Origin of the sequence: Stutzerimonas stutzeri (genome assembly GCF_000590475.1) — a bacterium.
In the GTDB taxonomy this organism is placed as follows: domain Bacteria; phylum Pseudomonadota; class Gammaproteobacteria; order Pseudomonadales; family Pseudomonadaceae; genus Stutzerimonas; species Stutzerimonas stutzeri_D.
In genome coordinates, this window is the sequence record NZ_CP007441.1 from 4,135,663 (window position 1) to 4,152,734 (window position 17,072).

At 61.2% G+C, this 17,072-nt stretch carries 9 protein-coding genes; all 9 read left to right on the forward strand.

What is annotated here, in order from left to right:
• Positions 1-85 precede the first annotated feature (85 nt).
• The 9 genes from CH92_RS18820 to CH92_RS18860 all read left to right on the forward strand — a co-directional run bounded on the left by CH92_RS18820 (position 86) and on the right by CH92_RS18860 (position 17,070).
• Complete coding sequence (locus tag CH92_RS18820) at positions 86-988, forward strand: polyprenyl synthetase family protein (protein WP_025243308.1); 903 nt, start codon at positions 86-88, stop codon at positions 986-988.
• Positions 989-1,106: 118 nt separating this feature from the next.
• Positions 1,107-2,909, forward strand: a complete 1,803-nt coding sequence (locus CH92_RS18825; protein ID WP_025243309.1) for an acyl-CoA dehydrogenase — start codon at positions 1,107-1,109, stop codon at positions 2,907-2,909.
• 192 nt (positions 2,910-3,101) lie between these two features.
• Positions 3,102-4,847 carry a potassium/proton antiporter gene (locus tag CH92_RS18830; protein WP_025243310.1) on the forward strand — a complete coding sequence of 582 codons (1,746 nt, stop codon included), beginning with the start codon at positions 3,102-3,104 and terminating at the stop codon, positions 4,845-4,847.
• A gap of 113 nt (positions 4,848-4,960) precedes the next feature.
• Positions 4,961-8,275: a mechanosensitive channel MscK gene (gene mscK / locus CH92_RS18835; RefSeq protein ID WP_025243311.1), complete on the forward strand. Its 3,315-nt coding sequence runs from the start codon at positions 4,961-4,963 to the stop codon at positions 8,273-8,275.
• An 80-nt stretch (positions 8,276-8,355) separates the two neighbouring features.
• Positions 8,356-9,816 (forward strand): protein adenylyltransferase SelO, encoded by a 1,461-nt coding sequence (gene selO, locus CH92_RS18840; protein ID WP_025243312.1) that lies wholly within the window; start codon positions 8,356-8,358, stop codon positions 9,814-9,816.
• Positions 9,817-10,097: 281 nt separating this feature from the next.
• Entirely contained in the window at positions 10,098-10,616 is a 519-nt protein-coding gene (locus CH92_RS18845; protein ID WP_021206448.1) for an Hcp family type VI secretion system effector, read from the forward strand.
• Between the two features lie 190 nt (positions 10,617-10,806).
• On the forward strand, positions 10,807-12,876 hold the full coding sequence (gene tssI, locus CH92_RS18850; RefSeq protein WP_025243313.1) for a type VI secretion system tip protein TssI/VgrG: 2,070 nt from the start codon (positions 10,807-10,809) through the stop codon (positions 12,874-12,876).
• A complete protein-coding gene (locus CH92_RS18855) occupies positions 12,866-13,756 on the forward strand; it encodes a DUF4123 domain-containing protein (RefSeq protein WP_025243314.1) in 891 nt (296 codons plus the stop codon). Before tssI ends, CH92_RS18855 begins: the two co-directional genes overlap by 11 nt.
• Positions 13,753-17,070 (forward strand): toxin VasX, encoded by a 3,318-nt coding sequence (locus CH92_RS18860; RefSeq protein ID WP_025243315.1) that lies wholly within the window; start codon positions 13,753-13,755, stop codon positions 17,068-17,070. Before CH92_RS18855 ends, CH92_RS18860 begins: the two co-directional genes overlap by 4 nt.
• The last annotated feature ends 2 nt before the right edge of the window (positions 17,071-17,072 follow it).

Sequence of the window (17,072 nt, forward strand, 5' to 3'; positions counted from 1 at the left end):
TCATTAAAAAGTGCCGAACCTGTACATACCAAAAATAATGTACAAGATTTGCCTCGCTATGAGAGCCCGATACAGGAGATCACCTGTGGCCAGTGCCTTGCCGAATACGCAACACGACTTCGACCAGACGGTTAGAGCGTTACGTGCGCAGATTGACGAAAGGCTTAATGAATGGCTGCCGCAGACGCCGCCATCGGACGTGCTCGGCACCGCCATGCGAGAAGGAACCCTCGCCTCCGGCAAGCGGACCCGACCATTGCTTCTAATGCTGGCACTCAAGGACCTGCAGGACGAGCCGGCCGTGGCCGTCGGGCTCGATCTTGCGTGCGCACTGGAGATGGTCCACGCCGCGTCGCTGTTTCTGGATGACATGCCATGCATGGACAACGCCGAGCTGCGACGCGGCAGGCCGACCATCCATCGTCAGTACGGTGAGGACGCCGCCGTTCTGGGCTCAGTGGCGCTGCTCAGCCACGCCTTCAGCATAGTCGCCTCACCCCAGGACATCGCTGCGGATATCCGCAACCAGCTGGTGCGGCTGCTCGCCCAAGCAACTGGCTCGCAGGGTCTGAGTCGTGGTCAATTCCATGACCTGCGCGAGGGCAAGCAAGCACGACCGCTCGAGGCCATCACTCAAACCAATTGCCTGAAAACGTGCCCGCTATTTACCGCGGCGGTCGAGTTCGCCGCGCTGCTGGCTGGAGCTAGCGCCACGCGCACCTATCACCTCAGCGGTTTCGCCAACGAGCTGGGGCAGGCCTTCCAGTTGCTCGATGATCTAGCCGATCAGCTGAGCCCCCAGCAGATCGGCAAAGACGCCGGCAAGGATGCCGGCAAGAGCACCGTCGTCGCCCTGCTGGGTCGAGATGCGGCTAGCCAACGCATCGAAGACCATCTGGCATGCGCCGAAAACCACTTGATCGCCGCCGGCATCGGTGACGGTCATCTGGCGCGGTTTATCGAGTACTTCTGCGCAAGACCACGGTGAACCGGGCCTGACAAGCACCACTAGGATTTCTGTGTCGCTTTATCACTCGAATGTATGGTGCTAGGCATCCATCTCGACGCCTCCTTAGACTCGGTCGCATAAAAACGGAGGAATATTCATGTCCGAGACGCTGCTTTGCCCACGCAACCTGGCCTTCGAACTCTATGAAGTGCTTGATGCCGAGGCCCTGACCCAGCGCGAGCGCTTCGCCGACCACAGCCGCGAAACCTTCGACGCGGCGCTGAATACAGCCCGCAGCATCGCCGAGAACCTCTTCGCTCCGCACAACCGCAAGGCCGACGAGAACGAGCCAATCTACAAAGATGGCGAAGCGGTGCTGATTCCGGAGGTAAAGCCCGCCGTCGATGCGTTTATCGAAGCCGGTTTTCACAACGCCTCGCGCAGCTTCGACGACGGCGGCATGCAACTGCCCAATCTGCTCTCGCGGGCCTGTTTCGCGCATTTCCAGTCGGCCAACATCGGTACCTCCTCGTACCCGATGCTGACCATGGGCGCCTCGCACCTGATCGAAGTGTTCGGCAGTGACGAGCAGAAGCAGCGCTTCCTCCAGCCGATGCTCGAAGGCCGCTTCTTCGGCACCATGGCACTGACCGAGCCCCACGCCGGTTCATCCCTGTCAGACCTGCGCACCCGTGCCGAGCCGGCCGGCGATGGCACCTATCGCCTGAAGGGCAACAAGATTTTCATTTCCGGCGGCGACCATCCGCTGTCGGAAAACATCGTGCACATGGTCCTGGCCAAACTGCCGGACGCACCGCCCGGCGTAAAAGGCATCAGCCTGTTCATCGTGCCCAAGTTTCTCGTCAACGACGACGGCTCGCTGGGCGACCGAAACGATGTGATCCTGGCCGGGCTGTTCCACAAGATGGGTTGGCGCGGGACGACATCCACCGCACTGAACTTCGGCGACAACGGCGAGTGCGTCGGCTATCTGGTGGGCGAGCCGCACAAGGGCCTGTCGTACATGTTCCAGATGATGAACGACGCGCGCATCGGTGTCGGCATGGGTGCGATCATGCTCGGCTACGCGGGTTACCTGTACTCGCTCAACTATGCTCGCGAACGGCCGCAGGGCCGCCTGCCCGACGGCAAGAATCCCGCATCGGCGCAGGTACCGATCATTCAGCACACCGACGTCAAACGCATGTTGCTGGCGCAGAAAGCCTACGTCGAAGGCGCCTTCGATCTCGGCCTGTATGCCGCGCGCATCGTCGATGAACAACAGACGGCAGCGACCGAGGAAGAGCGCAAGAACGCCCACGAGCTGCTGGACCTGCTCACCCCGATCGTCAAATCCTGGCCCTCGGAGTTCTGCCTCAAGGCCAACGAGCTGGCGATCCAAATCCTCGGCGGCCACGGTTACACACGTGAATACCCGGTCGAGCAGTATTACCGCGACAACCGCCTGAACCCGATCCATGAAGGCACCCACGGCATTCAGTCGCTCGATCTGCTCGCCCGCAAGCTCACCCAGAACGGCGGCGCCGGGCTACGGCAGCTGCTCGGGCTGATTCAGGCCACCTGTAAGCGCGCAAGCGAAATCAGCTCGCTGGACGCAATGCGCCAACCGCTGGAGCAGCTGCTGGAACGCCTGACCGCAGTGACCCAGGCTTTGCTCGGCGATCTGATGGCCGGCAAGATCAACCAGGCGCTGGCCAACTCGGCGCTTTACCTGAAAATCTTCGGCCACACCGTGATTGGCTGGCGCTGGCTGGAACAGGCGATTCGTGCCGAACAGGGGCTGGCGAAAGGCAACGAGGCCGACGCGGACTTCTACCGCGGCAAGCTGCAGGCAGCGCGCTACTTTCTGACCTGGGAGGTGCCAAGCTGTCATCACGAGCTGGATCTGCTAGCCGGTCGCGACGACACCTGTCTGGGCATGCAGGAAGATTGGTTTTAAACCATGCACAGCATGCGCCGAGCCAGGCGCATGCCGGATGACCTCCACGGGAGTCGACCGCTGACACTCCGTCTACCGTGAAACGTCCGTCGCTCCGCCGGGCTTTTTTGACAGTACGTCAAATCAGCAGGTTAGAATCGCTGGCATGCGCCCTGCATGTTTGTCAGCGGCACTCAACCACGGAGCGTGCGCTTGGATATCGGCAACATCAACCAACTGTTTTTTATCGGTGCCCTGTTGGTTGCGGCGAGCATCCTGATGAGCTCGTTGTCGACACGTCTCGGCGTGCCGATCCTGGTTATTTTTCTCGCCGTCGGCATGTTGGCCGGCGTCGATGGCATTGGCGGCATCGTCTTCGACGATTACTCGCTGGCGTTTCTGATTAGCAACCTGGCCCTGGCCATCATCCTGCTCGACGGCGGCATGCGCACCCGCGCCGCCACCTTTCGCGTCGCGCTCTGGCCGGCCTTCTCTTTGGCAACGGCCGGCGTGGTGGTTACGTCCGGCTTGACCGGTCTGGCCGCGGCCTGGCTGTTCGATCTGCCTTTGATGCAGGGGCTGCTGATAGGCGCCATTGTGGGCTCTACAGACGCCGCGGTGGTCTTCAATCTGCTCAACGGCCGCGGCTTGAACGAGCGCGTCGGCTCGACGCTGGAAATCGAATCGGGCAGCAACGACCCGATGGCCATGTTCCTGACCGTTGCGCTGATCGACATGCTCGCGTCGGGCCAGACCGGGTTCGGCTGGAGCTTTTTCATCAGCCTGCTGCAGCAGTTCGGCATCGGCACCCTCCTCGGCCTGGCTGGCGGCTGGCTGCTGCTGTACCTGATCAATCGGCTCTCGGTCGCCGACGGCCTGTACCCACTGCTGGCGGTGGCCGGCGGCATCATGATTTATGCATTATCCGGCGCCATCGGCGGCAGCGGCATTCTCGCGGTCTATGTCTGCGGCCTGCTGCTGGGTAACCGGCCGATCCGCAACCGTCACGGCATCTTGCACATGTTCGACGGCCTGGCCTGGCTGAGCCAGATCGGCATGTTCCTGGTACTGGGCCTGCTGCTGACGCCCAGCAATTTGCTGCCAATCGCCCTGCCGGCGCTGGCGCTGTCGCTGTGGATGATCCTGTTTGCCCGCCCGCTTGCGGTGTTCATCGGGCTGCTGCCTTTCCGCAGCTTTCACCTGCGCGAGCGCCTGTTCATTTCCTGGATTGGCTTGCGCGGCGCAGTACCGGTGATCCTCGCGGTATTCCCGTTGATGGCCGGCTTGGAAAACGCCCAGCTGTTCTTCAACGTCGCCTTCTTTATCGTACTGGTCTCGCTGCTGCTGCAGGGTACGACGCTGACCTGGGCGGCCAAGAAAGCCAAGGTAGAGATTCCGCCTTCGCCGTTGCCGATTTCCCGCGCCGGCCTGCAGATCCATGCCACCAGTCAGTGGGAAATGTTCATTTATCGACTGACGGCCAAGAAATGGTGCGTGGGCGCCGCCCTGCGTGAACTGAAAATGCCGACCGGCACGCGCATTGCCGCGCTGTTTCGCGGCAAGGCGCTGCTACACCCGTCCGGTAGCACGCGCCTGCAGGTTGACGACATCCTCTGTGTGATCGGCCATGAGGAGGACCTGCCGGCGCTCGGCAAGCTGTTCAGCGAGGCGCCACAGCGCGGGCGCGACATGCGTTTCTTCGGCGATTTCATTCTCGAGAACGAAGCCCAGATGAGCGCACTGGCGGCGCTCTACGGACTGAAACTGGGCGACGTGAACGGCGATCAGCAGATCGGCCAATTCATGGCCGAACGTGTTGGCGGCAAGCCTGTCGTCGGCGATCACGTCGAGTGGAATGGCCTGACCTGGACCATCGCCTCGATGGAACACGGCGAAGTGCGCAAGGTCGGTCTGAAGTTTCCGGAAGGCAACACGCCCGGCCCCAGTTTGCACTTCTGACGAGTGCATGCGCGCAGTATGTCGCGCAGTAGAAGCGTTCCGATCTGCGGACTCGCCTCGGCCATTCGCAGCCCTTAGACTGCTGCACTCATTTCCGCCTTTCGATAGTACTCATGGCCTCCTTGCGCACCTTCATGCTGGCGACATTGCTCGTCATCGCTTCGCCTTTCGCCTCTGTTCAAGCAGCCCCCACGGTGCCCGGCCTGCCCGGCAAGCAAGCTGCCGAGGCAGAAACATCGAAAGACGCCCAACCCAGCGTGAGTGAAAGTGCCCAGCGTTTTACGGAGCAAACCGAAACCGCGCAAAAGCGCCTGACCGACCTCAAGACCGAACTGGCCGGGGCAACGAAGGAAATCGCCACGGCGCAGCAGGAACTGAGCAAACTCAAGAGCAGCGATACCAGCGACATGGCGCCCAAGCTGGCCAAGCTGACGGTCTCCGAGCTCGAGCAGCGGCTGGACGAACGCGTCGAGCAGGTGTCCGCCTGGCAAACGGCGCTGACCGCCGCCAATAGCATGATCATCAGCGCACAGACACGCCCGGAACGCGCTCAGGCGGATATCAGTAATCATCAGGCTCGTATCGAGGAGATCAACAATCTGCTCAAGGCCGGTCGCGAGGGCGGCAAGCCGTTGAACGACGAGCGCCGCGCATTGCTCAGCGCCGAGAAAGCCGCGCTCAACGCTCAGATCGAATTGCGCCGTAACGAACTGGCCGGCAACAGCCAGCTGCAAGACCTCGGCGTCGCGCGGCGCGACCTGCTGTCCGAGCGTATCGCGCGCGCCGAACAGGAAAACATGGCGCTGCAGACGGCGATCAATGACAAGCGGCGGGAAGAGTCAGAGCAGACCGTCGCCGAGTTCTCGCTGAAAGCCGAGAAGGCCGGCTCAGACAAGCTTCTGCCCGCCGAAAGCGCTGAGAACCGCCGTCTGTCCGGCTACCTGCTGCGCGCCACCGAACGGCTCAACGACCTGACCCAACAGAACCTGCAGACCCGTCAGCAACTCGACACGCTGAACCAGGCGGATCAGGCGCTCGAGGAACAAATCGCCGTGCTCGAGGGAAGTTTGTTGCTCTCGAAGGTTCTGTATCAGCAACAGCAGGCGCTACCGCAGCTGAAACTGGACAAGGACCTGGCCGACGAAATCGCCGACATCCGGCTTTACCAGTTCGAGCTCAATCAGCGCCGCGAGATCAGCGGCAATGTCGAGGACTATGTCGACCAACAGCTCGCCAACCAACCGCCGAGCGAGGCCACGCCGCAACTGCGCAGCGCATTGATGGAGCTGGTACTTACCCGCCGCGAGCTGCTCGATCGTCTCAACCACGAACTCAACGCCCTGCTCAGCGAGTCGATTACGCTGCAGTTGAACCAACGTCAGTTGCAGTCCAAAGCCCAGGCCATGCGCGAGACGCTGGACGAGCAGATGTTTTGGATTCCGAGCAATAAACCGCTCGACCTGGACTGGTTCAAGAGCGTGCCAACCTTGCTGGACCGTCAGCTGCGGGCGATGCCCTGGGCCTCGGTGTTCGACGCACTCGGCGCCGGCCTGCTCGAGCGTCCGTTGTTCTTCGTGCCGCTGCTGCTGTTGATCGGGCTGCTGCTTTGGCGCCGCAACGCTATCAACGCGAAACTCGACTCGCTCAGCAGCGACATCGGTCATTTCCGCAACGACAGCCAGTTGCACACTCCCTTGGCGCTGCTGCTGAACCTGTTGCTGGCGCTTCCCGGCACGCTGTTCATGGCGCTTTGCGGCTACGTTTTGCAGATGGACGGACGCGGCCAGAACATCAGCCTCGGCGCCGCGTTCTACCAGATGGCGCAGGCCTGGCTGGTGTTCTACAGCGCCTACCGCATGCTTTCGCCGAACCGCGTGGCCGAAACGCATTTCGGCTGGTTCCGCCCGCAGGTGGTATTCCTGCGCAATGAAATCCGCCGATTGGGATTGGTGGTAATAGCCCTGGTCGCGGTGGTGGCAATCGCAGAGCACCAACCGGGCAGCCTAGTCGATGACGTCATCGGGATCGTCGTAGTGCTGGTCTGCTTCGCACTGATGAGCTGGCGCCTGACCCGCCTGCTGCTCAAAGGCCCCACGAGCCAGAACGCACCACCGTTCAGGCGTTTCATCGGCCTGTTGTTCAGTGTCCTGCCGCTGGCGCTGATCGTGGTGGTGGCTTTCGGCTACTACTACACGGCGCTGAAGCTGACCGGCCGCCTGATCGACACCCTGTATCTGCTGCTCGCCTGGATCGTCATCGAGGCCACGCTCATTCGCGGCCTGACCGTCGCCGCCAGACGCCTGGCCTACCAGCGCGCACTGGCCAGGCGCGAAGCGCATGCCGACGAGGGAGTAGACACCAGCGAATCCACCGGCGAGGCCGGGATGGACATCGAGCAGGTCAACCAACAGTCGCTGCGATTGACTCGCCTGGCCATGTTCGGCCTGTTCTTCGCGGTGCTGTACTGGGTCTGGTCCGACCTGATCAGCGTGGTGTCCTATCTGGATAACGTGGTGCTGTACGAATTCGCCAGCGGCACGGGCGATGCCGCTACCAGCAACGCCATCACGCTCAACAACCTGCTTGGCGCGTTGCTGATCATCGCCGTCACCGTGGCACTGGCACGCAACCTTCCCGGCCTGCTGGAAGTGCTGGTGCTTTCGAAGATGCATCTGGCGCAAGGCAGCGCCTACGCCACCACCACGCTGCTGTCCTACGCCCTTGCCAGCGTCGGCATCGTCTCCACCTTGTCGACGCTCGGAGTCAGCTGGGACAAGCTGCAATGGTTGGTTGCCGCGCTATCGGTCGGGCTCGGCTTCGGCATGCAGGAGATCTTCGCCAACTTCATTTCCGGCCTGATTATCCTGTTCGAACGACCGGTGCGCATTGGCGATGTGGTGACCATCGGCAACCTGTCCGGTACGGTCAGCCGGATCCGCATCCGCGCCACCACCATCACCGATTTCGACCGCAAGGACATCATCGTTCCAAACAAGACATTCATCACCGGCCAACTGATCAACTGGTCGCTGAGCGACACCGTGACCCGAGTGACCATCAAGGTCGGTGTCGCCTACGGTTCGGATCTGGATCTGGTTAAGAAACTGCTCTACAAGGCAGCGCAGGACAACCCACGGGTACTGAAGGACCCGGAACCCTTGGTGTTCTTCCTCGCCTTTGGCGAGAGTACTCTGGACCACGAGCTGCGCATCCACGTGCGTGATCTCGGCGACCGCAACCCGGCGACCGATGAAATCAACCGCTACATCGATCGTGAATTTACCAAGGCCGGCATCAACATCGCCTTCCGCCAAATCGATGTGTTCCTGAAGAACCTCGACGGCAAGCAGTTGCAGCTGGGTACCGCACCCAGGCTGAACCCGACTGGCGACAAGCCCGCGCAGCCGCCAGCCGACAGTCCGGCCTGAGGAACGTCGCCACCGACGCGGCCTCCAAACTCAAATGCGCCCACTCACCGGGCGCCGAACAGGACAGCGCCGGAGCCCCCGTGAAGACTCTCACCGAGCTTGATTTCGACAACCGCTTCGCCCAATTGGGTGACGTCTTTTCCACCGAGGTGACGCCCCAGCCACTGGACGCACCGCGCCTGGTGATTGCCAGCGAAGCAGCCATGGCGCTGCTCGATCTCGACCCAGCGGTGGCTGACGATCCGCTGTTCGCCGAGCTGTTCTCCGGGCACAAACTCTGGAACGCCGCCGAACCGCGGGCGATGGTCTACTCCGGTCACCAGTTCGGCAGCTACAACCCGCGCCTGGGCGACGGTCGTGGCCTGCTGCTCGGAGAGGTGGTCAACGAGGCGGGCCAGCATTGGGACTTGCACCTCAAGGGCGCGGGCAAGACGCCTTATTCGCGCATGGGCGATGGCCGCGCCGTGCTGCGTTCATCGATTCGCGAATTCCTCGCCAGCGAACATCTGCACGCTTTGGGCATTCCCAGTTCGCGCGCGCTCTGCGTAACCGATTCGGACACGCCGGTCTATCGCGAACGTCGGGAGCGCGGCGCCATGCTGCTACGCCTGGCCCAGAGCCACGTACGCTTCGGCAACTTCGAATTCTTCTACTACACCAAACAGCACGACGAGCTGAAGCAGCTGCTCGATCACGTCGTCGAATCCCACTTCGCCGACTGCCTCGAGCATCCCGAGCCATATCACTCATTCTTCCGCCAGGTGCTGGAGCGCACCGCCGAGTTGATCGCCTACTGGCAAGCGTATGGCTTCTGCCACGGCGTGATGAATACCGACAACATGTCGATCCTCGGCATCACCTTCGACTTCGGCCCTTACGCGTTTCTCGATGACTTCGATGCACGCTTCATCTGCAACCATTCCGACGATGCCGGACGCTATTCCTACGAGAATCAGGTGCCCATCGCGCACTGGAATCTGGCCGCACTGGCCCAGGCGCTGACGCCCTTTATCGCGATCGAGCAATTGCGCGCGACGATGAACCTGTTCCTGCCGATCTACGAATCCGCCTGGCTCGACCTGATGCGCCGGCGCCTGGGTTTTCGAACCGCAGAGGACGACGACAAGACGCTGGTGCAGCGTCTGCTGCAACTGATGCAGGACAGCTCCATCGACTATACGAACTTCTTCCGCGAACTTGGCGATCACGCACCCGAGCAGGCCCTGGCTCGGCTTCGTGAGGATTTCATCGACATCCAGGCATTCGATGACTGGGCCGCGCACTACCTCCAGCGAACTCAGCGTGAAGGTGACGACCACGCTACCCGGCAAACGCGCATGCATGCGGTCAACCCGAAGTACATCTTGCGCAATTACCTCGCCCAGCAGGCCATCGAGGCCGCTGAAGCAGGCGATTTCGGCCAGGTGCGCGAACTGCATGCCGTACTCAGCCGGCCCTTCGATGAGCAACCTGGCATGGAGCGTTACGCCGAGCGCCCACCGGAATGGGGCAAGCATCTGGAGATCAGCTGCTCGTCCTGAGCCATAGCCTTGCGCAAGATACTGCGCAGGGCTCCGTCTGCCGAGGTGGCTTCAATGGTGTCCCGGCCCGTGATGTCTGGCCTGCCGTCTCTATGCGCCAAACCTTGCACAGGGTCGGCAAGATGTTGCCCAACTAAATGTGAAGAGACCCACAGGGCCAGCAGAACGCCGACCAGCAACAAAACACAAGCAATTGAAAAATAACGTTTTTATTTAATTGGCACGCACCTTGTAGAAGTTGATTAGCCATTCCGGCATTCAACAAAGCAAGGAGAGCACCCATGCCAACACCCGCGTATCTGTCCCTCGAAGGCACCAAGCAAGGCCTGATCACCGCAGGCACTTTCACCGAGGACTCGGTCGGCAATATTTTCCAGGAAGGACATGAAGACCAGATTCTGGTGCAGGCCTTCCAGCACCAAGTCATCATTCCGCGCGACCCGCAGTCGGGCCAGCCCACCGGCCAGCGCGTACACAAGCCGCTGATGATCACTAAGGTGTTCGACAAGTCGTCACCGCTGATTTTCAACGCCCTGACCTCCGGTGAGCGCCTGAACAAGTGCCGCCTGGAGTGGTACCGCACCTCCTCCACCGGCACCCAGGAGCACTACTTCACCATCGAACTGGAAGACGCAGTGATCGTCGACGTGCAGTCGCGCATGCCCAACTGCCAGGACCCCAACATGTCGCACTTCACTCACCTGGAAGACGTGTATTTCACCTATCGCAAGATCGTCTGGACTCATGAAGTCTCCGGCACTTCCGGCTCCGACGACTGGCGCACCCCGATCGCCAGCTAAGGCGATCACCGCACCAATGACTTTGGCCGGGCATGTCCCGGCTGAAGCTTTTTTGCGAAACAGTCATAGAAATTGAAACCGCGGCGAAGCAATGCGCGACCCAGCGCACCGCAACGCCGTCGATGCGTGGTACATCAAGCCCCCGCATGCGCCCTGGCGCACACCATGGACGGATCCAGGAGGAACAAGGATGTTCGCCCCCGCCAACCAGAAGCACTTTTCCCTGCACATCGAAGGCATCGAGCATGACTTTCAAGTGCTCGAGTTCAGCGGCCGAGAAGCCATCAGCCAGCCCTACCGCTTCGAACTGGAGCTGGTCAGCGAGCGCCCAGATCTAGATCTGGAAAGCCTGCTTCAGCAGTCCGCGTTCCTGACATTCGCCGGGAATGGCGGCGGCATCCACGGTCAGATCTATCGCGCCGCCCAAGGCGAGTCCGGCAAACGGCTGACGCGCTATCAACTGGTGATCGTCCCGAGGCTTGCCTATCTGGCGCACCGGACCAACCAGCGCATCTTCCAGCACCTCTCAGTACCGCAGATCATCGCCCAGGTGCTCGAAGAGCACGGCATTCTCACTGGCGACAGCCATCGCTTCGACCTCGGCCCGGTGATCTATCCCACGCGAGACTATTGCGTTCAATACGACGAAACCGACCTGCACTTCATCCAGCGGCTCTGCGAAGAGGAAGGCGTTCACTACCATTTCCGGCACAGCGAAACCGGCCATATGCTGGTGTTCGGCGATGACCAGACGGTGTTTCCAACACTTGCCCCGGTTGCTTACCAGCAGGACAGCGGCCTGGTCGCCGACGAGCCGGTCATCAAGCGCTTCGGGGTGCGCATCGAGACCCGTACCAGCCGCGTCACCCGCCGCGACTACGACTTCGAGAAACCCCGTCTGACGATGGAAGCGGCGATTCAGGGCGGCACTCAGCCCGACCTCGAGGACTACGACTATCCAGGCCGCTTCGTCGACCGTGAGCGCGGCAAACACCTGTCCCGGCGCGCCTTGGAACGCCACCGTCATGACTTCGAGCTGGCCGAGGGCGATAGCGATCAGCCGCGGCTGATCAGCGGCCACTTCCTCTCACTCGGCGATCACCCGCGCGGCAACTGGAATCAGCTATGGCTGCTCACCGAGATTCACCACGAAGGCAAGCAGCCGCAGGTGCTGGAGGAGTCGGTCACCGGCTCCTCACCCGACGTGACGCAAGCGCCAACAGGCGACACCGACTTCACTCAAGGCTATCGCAACCACTTCGCCGCCACGCCGTGGGCCGTTCCATTCCGCCCCGCGCTCAGCCACCCCAAGCCACGCATCCTCGGCAGCCAGAGCGCAGTCGTCACCGGCCCTGCCGGCGAAGAGATCCACTGCGACGAATATGGTCGGGTAAAAGTGCAATTCTTCTGGGACCGCCACGGCCAGGCCGACGACAAGACCAGCTGCTGGCTACGCGTTTCATCGAGTTGGGCCGGTGACCATTACGGCGGTATCGCCATCCCCCGCGTCGGCATGGAAGTACTGATCACCTTCCTTGAGGGCGATCCCGACCAGCCACTGATCACCGGCTGTCTCCATCACAAGGAGAATGCGGTCCCCTACGAGCTACCGGCCAACAAGACCCGCAGCGTTTTCAAAACCCTTAGCAGCCCGGGTGGCGGCGGCTACAACGAGCTGCGCATCGAGGATCGCAAGGGCGCCGAACAGATATATATCCACGCCCAGCGCGACTGGGATGAAAACATCGAGCATGACCAGAAAATCCGCGTCGGACACGAACGCCACGACACCGTCGAGGCCAACAGCTACAGCGAATTCCGCGCCGAAGAACACCGCACCACCCACGGCGACCGCCGCAGCGAAGTCAAAGCCAACGACCACCTGACCGTGGGCAACAACCAACACGTGAAGATCGGTACCGGCCAGTTCATCGAAGCCGGCCAGGAAATCCACCTCTCCAGCGGCTTGAAAGTCGTCCTCGAAGCCGGCAGCGAACTGACCTTCAAGGCTGGCGGCAGCTTTATCAAGCTCGACGGTAGCGGCATCACCATGGTCGGGCCTTTGATCAGGATGAACTCGGGCGGAAGTCCGGGCAACGGCTCAGGCGCGGCGCCGGTTCGACCGGGCAAGGTCAAGGCGGCGGATGCGGATAAGGCGGGGGAGTTGCTGATTCAGGCGCAGAAGCAGGCGTTGATGCGCAAGCAACCACTGTGCCTCATCTGCGAGGCCGCCAAGCTGGAGGCCGCAGATGCCAACTAACGATTTGCGTCAACTGCCACCAGCCCTGCCCTGGGGCGCCTCCGCTTACCTGCTGCTGGACGGCATCAGTGTCGATGGTCTGGCGCAACGGCTCTATGAGTGGTCCGAATCGCCCGATTTCGACGTACTCTACCTAGACACACCCTGGGCTCAGCTGAGTGATGTCTCGCCCTGCCTGATTCGTCTGAACGGGCAGCAAGACCCCGCGTTGGCCGCGTTTGTGCAAAACAGCCACGACGAATGGGGCTACCTGCTGTTCAGTCGCGCCAGCCGAGATGAGGTGCTGAACCACCTGCGCTGGCTGGTAGCCGTGCGCCACCCACAAGGCGAGGCGATGCTGCTACGGCTGGCTGACCCGGCGGTGATGCAGGCGCTAGTTGAGCCCACCCAGCGCGACGCAGATGCCACGCTATGGGGCCCCATCGAACAGATCGTCGCCGCCGACCGCACGCAGAACAGCTGGCATCAGCTTCAATGCCCAGGCTCGGCAGCAGTCGCCCGCCATGATCGGCCCTATCGGCTATCCGACGCGCAACTGGAGAGGCTCGGCGAGGTGGCGTTTCGCGGCATCCTTATCCGCCTCGACCAGCACCTGCGCGAGTATTTTCCCGATTACCAACAGGCCCTAAGCTCGCCAGAGCGCTGGCAGCACCTACGGATGCTGGCGGAACAGGCCTATGCCCAGGGCTTTAATAGCGAACAGGACATCATTCTCTACGCCAACATCTTCGGCCTGTTGGGTGATGACGCAATGCAGGCGCATGCCGACATTGCCGAATTGCTGACGCACAAGTCTTCACGTACGCCCTCCCAACGTATCGAACAGGCGGCGGATCTGGCCTACGCCCGCGCCCAGTCAGCGCAAAGGAGTTCCTCATGAGCAGCAAGAACCCCAACCACGCTGACAAAGCCAAAAGCGACGCCAAGAGCCCAATCGGCGCCTGCCCGCACATGAAGAACAAGGTGCAGTTGCTACCCTTGCGCTATGGCCTGGTCGAACGCCTGGACCCATCCGCCGAGCTGAGCCTGCCTTACTCACTTGAATCGCGGCCATTGGGTATTCGGTTGATTCGCGATGGCTGGTTGTATGTGATCGTCAGCAAGCAGCCTAAAGCCATTCTGCATGAGTACCGCATTGCCAAGGGTGTGATTACCCAACTGCTGTGGAACAAGGCCGAGGTCATTGCCGACAAGCGGGAGACCAGCGTCGGCGCAGCCCAACTGATTTTCTCCCGTAATGATCCGCTGCATGTGGCCTACTCCGAGGTGCAGTGGACCGCCGCAAAATGCGCTCAAGTGCTCAACAGCCCAAAAGAGCGTCGTTACTTCATGCAAGCCGTTGACCTCAGCCGGGTGGATTGTGAGAAAGGTGCCGCCGACCTTTTGACCACTCACCAAGTCAACAAGTGGCTGGCCGAAGTGGCGGAGAAGCCCGCCACAACAAGCGCAGGTCAAGGTGTGCATCCTGAAGAGGTAAAGGATTACGCGTGGGAGCAACCGTCGCTGTACCAGCAAACCCAGCTGGGCATGCTTAAGAAAAGCCTGAATCCGCAGTACGAAAATGACCACCTCTACCTGGTGGTGCGTGACGACATTGGTGTGCTGCGTGACCTGGCGAGCCACCAAGATCTCGCTGCCGGCTGGATCATCGACTGGAGCAGTGCCGAAACAACCCAGAAGAAGTATGTGATCGGCTGCTACATCGAGTCGCTGTACCGCCTGAATGAGCAGCAAATGCTCAGTGCAGCCAAGCAGGATCCTCGCTTCGCCAAGCTTGAAGAAGAAACCGACCTGACCCAACGTCAGAGCATCAGTGACTACATCAACATCAAGCATCAGACCCAGTGGCATGGTCCCGGCACACACCGTGGCGCCATTAATGCCTCACGTATGCGCATGCGCCAGAGCCTCGGCGCGCCCCTCTATGCGAAGTACGAGGACTTTATCGAGAGCCTTGATGAGAATGCTGAAGATGCCCTGGAAGGGGCAAAGTGGGGACAGCGAGGCATAGGCGATCTGACTGATCGCCCCGGTATGGAGGCGTTTCTCAAACAACAGCGCGCCCAGCTCAAACGCTGGAACGAGCGACTTGACCTGATCACCGAAGACCGTATTGCCATGGTTGCAGCAGAACGCTTCCACCGTGCGGCCTGGTACTTCGACCCCCAGTCGAGTACGCAAATAGAAGTTGCGCTCGCCACCGAATATGCCTGCCTGAAAGATATCTGCCGTACCGACAAAGCCACCGATGCCGTGGCGGCGCTGCTGGATAAATACCCGCAGCTAAGCCTACCTGGGTTTTTCACCCTAAGTCACAGCGACCAGATCGACATGCAGACCAAGCTCTCCAGCTTGATCAAGGGCATGCGTGATACGGCCATGGCCAGCAATGACTACAGCGGCGCACATGAGCTTAGCGTCCAGTTCAAGGGCTTGGTCCAGCAACAACTGCCGAGTGTTTTCCACCTCAGCGAAACGGGCATCACCCTGAATCAGTTGCGCAATACCGCCTACGAGCCGGCCAAACAACTGGGCCTGGCCGCGGCCATGGACGGTGCCATGCAAGGGCTGCGCAACGCAGCCCCGCTGGACCCCGGCAAAGTGCTGCGTGCCCTGCCAGGGGCGGCGTGGCTGGATGTGCTGCGGGCCTTTGGCCAAGGTGGCATCACCCTGGAGTTCGCGGCAGCCAGCCAGATTCATGCATTTGAGGCCGATACCCGCGAGCTGGCCGAGCTGCGCAGCACGCTTACCGCCCTGAAACACAAAATCAGACAAACCCTCGCCTTTGAGCGCCGGGGCCGGCTGCCCCACGGTAGCCACCGCAGCCTGCTGGCAGAGCGCAAAGCTCTGCAAGCAAACCTGCTGCCGTTAGAAAGCCGCGTGGCCAGCGCCCTTAGCCCGGTGGGCGAAGGGCCAAGCAAGGCCGGAGTCAAGATCAAGGGCCTTAACAGCACTCAGGTTGCCGAATTTCAGCACATGGCCGAGGACTTCCGTCTAAAGCGGCCATTTAAGGGGTTGGGCGAGGGCGTGTTCCGTTCGGTCGGGGCGGATATGTTTGCCTCGGTCGTGGCGGTTTGGCAGATACGCAATTTTGTGGTGGTGAGTGCTGAGTTTCAACGGAAAGCAGATAGTAACTGGGCCGACCGTGTCGCCCTTGCAAATGCATTTTTCTCAATGATGGCGGGAGTCGCAGCTGCCGCTCAGGGCATTGCGGTTACCAGCCTTTCGGTAGCAATTAACAACTACGCCAGTGTCGCCGGCAAAATCACCACGGCCGCACGGCTAGGCAAGCTCACCGCTAGCTTTGGTTTGCCCGCCTATGCTTTCAGCCTGCTCGCTGCATCCACCAGCTTGAAGGGTAGTATCGATAAATTTAACGAGGGCCTGCGCCGCGGCGATGCGGGCATGCTAGCGGGTGCAGGGATTACAGGCGTGGGCGATGCCGGGCAAGTGGGTATTAACAGTTGGGCCTTAGTTCGCTCAAGCGGCATTGTGATTGGCGTGCTAAAGGATACCCAGCAAGCCCGCGCTGCGGCCTGGGCTGTCGCCGGAGGCCGCCTGGTCAGCATCGCCGCGCGGGCCAACCTGATTGGTTTGGCCCTGACCGGCCTGCAACTGGGCGGCGAGTGGATATACAACCGCAATAACCTGAGCAAGCTCGACGACTGGCTGCAACAAGGCCCCTGGGGCCTGCGCGATGCTCAGCGCCCCTTGGCGACCGAGCACCTGCGCCTGGCCACCATCACCGCTGCGCCGAGGGCAGCGTTACAACCTGACAAGACCGCCGGGCTGTTTATCCTGCAGGTCCCCGGCGTTATCGCCGCTGAGCTGGATGACAGTAGCATCAGCCTGGCCGCCTACTGGCTCAGTAACCAACAGCGTAACGATTGGCAACCCTGGACCGAGCCGCTGCTCTACCAATTCAAATTACTCAGTAAACTGCACGAGCCGCTGCTGTTGGGGCTGGAGATCTACCCGCAGGAGGCTAATGCCCAGCATGGCCTGGCCATCGAGCTGCGTTACCCGCCGCTGGCAGGCAGCAACGAGGTACATATCAAACGCTTTGAAAGCCTGACCCTGCTTGCCCAGCAAGGCAAACCCATGGCCGAAGTCGCCTTGCTGCGTGTACGCAACGCCAATGCCCCCAGCCTGCCGCTTACGCTGGATACCCTCGACCAACCTGCCACCAGCTAAAG

Excerpts from the sequence above, each read along its gene's own strand:
- CH92_RS18855 (WP_025243314.1), top strand. The coding sequence starts at position 12,866 with ATGCCAACTAACGATTTGCGTCAACTGCCACCAGCCCTGCCCTGGGGC.
- CH92_RS18845 (WP_021206448.1), top strand. The coding sequence starts at position 10,098 with ATGCCAACACCCGCGTATCTGTCCCTCGAAGGCACCAAGCAAGGCCTG.
- CH92_RS18825 (WP_025243309.1), top strand. The coding sequence starts at position 1,107 with ATGTCCGAGACGCTGCTTTGCCCACGCAACCTGGCCTTCGAACTCTAT.
- tssI (WP_025243313.1), top strand. The coding sequence starts at position 10,807 with ATGTTCGCCCCCGCCAACCAGAAGCACTTTTCCCTGCACATCGAAGGC.
- CH92_RS18860 (WP_025243315.1), top strand. The coding sequence starts at position 13,753 with ATGAGCAGCAAGAACCCCAACCACGCTGACAAAGCCAAAAGCGACGCC.
- mscK (WP_025243311.1), top strand. The coding sequence starts at position 4,961 with ATGGCCTCCTTGCGCACCTTCATGCTGGCGACATTGCTCGTCATCGCT.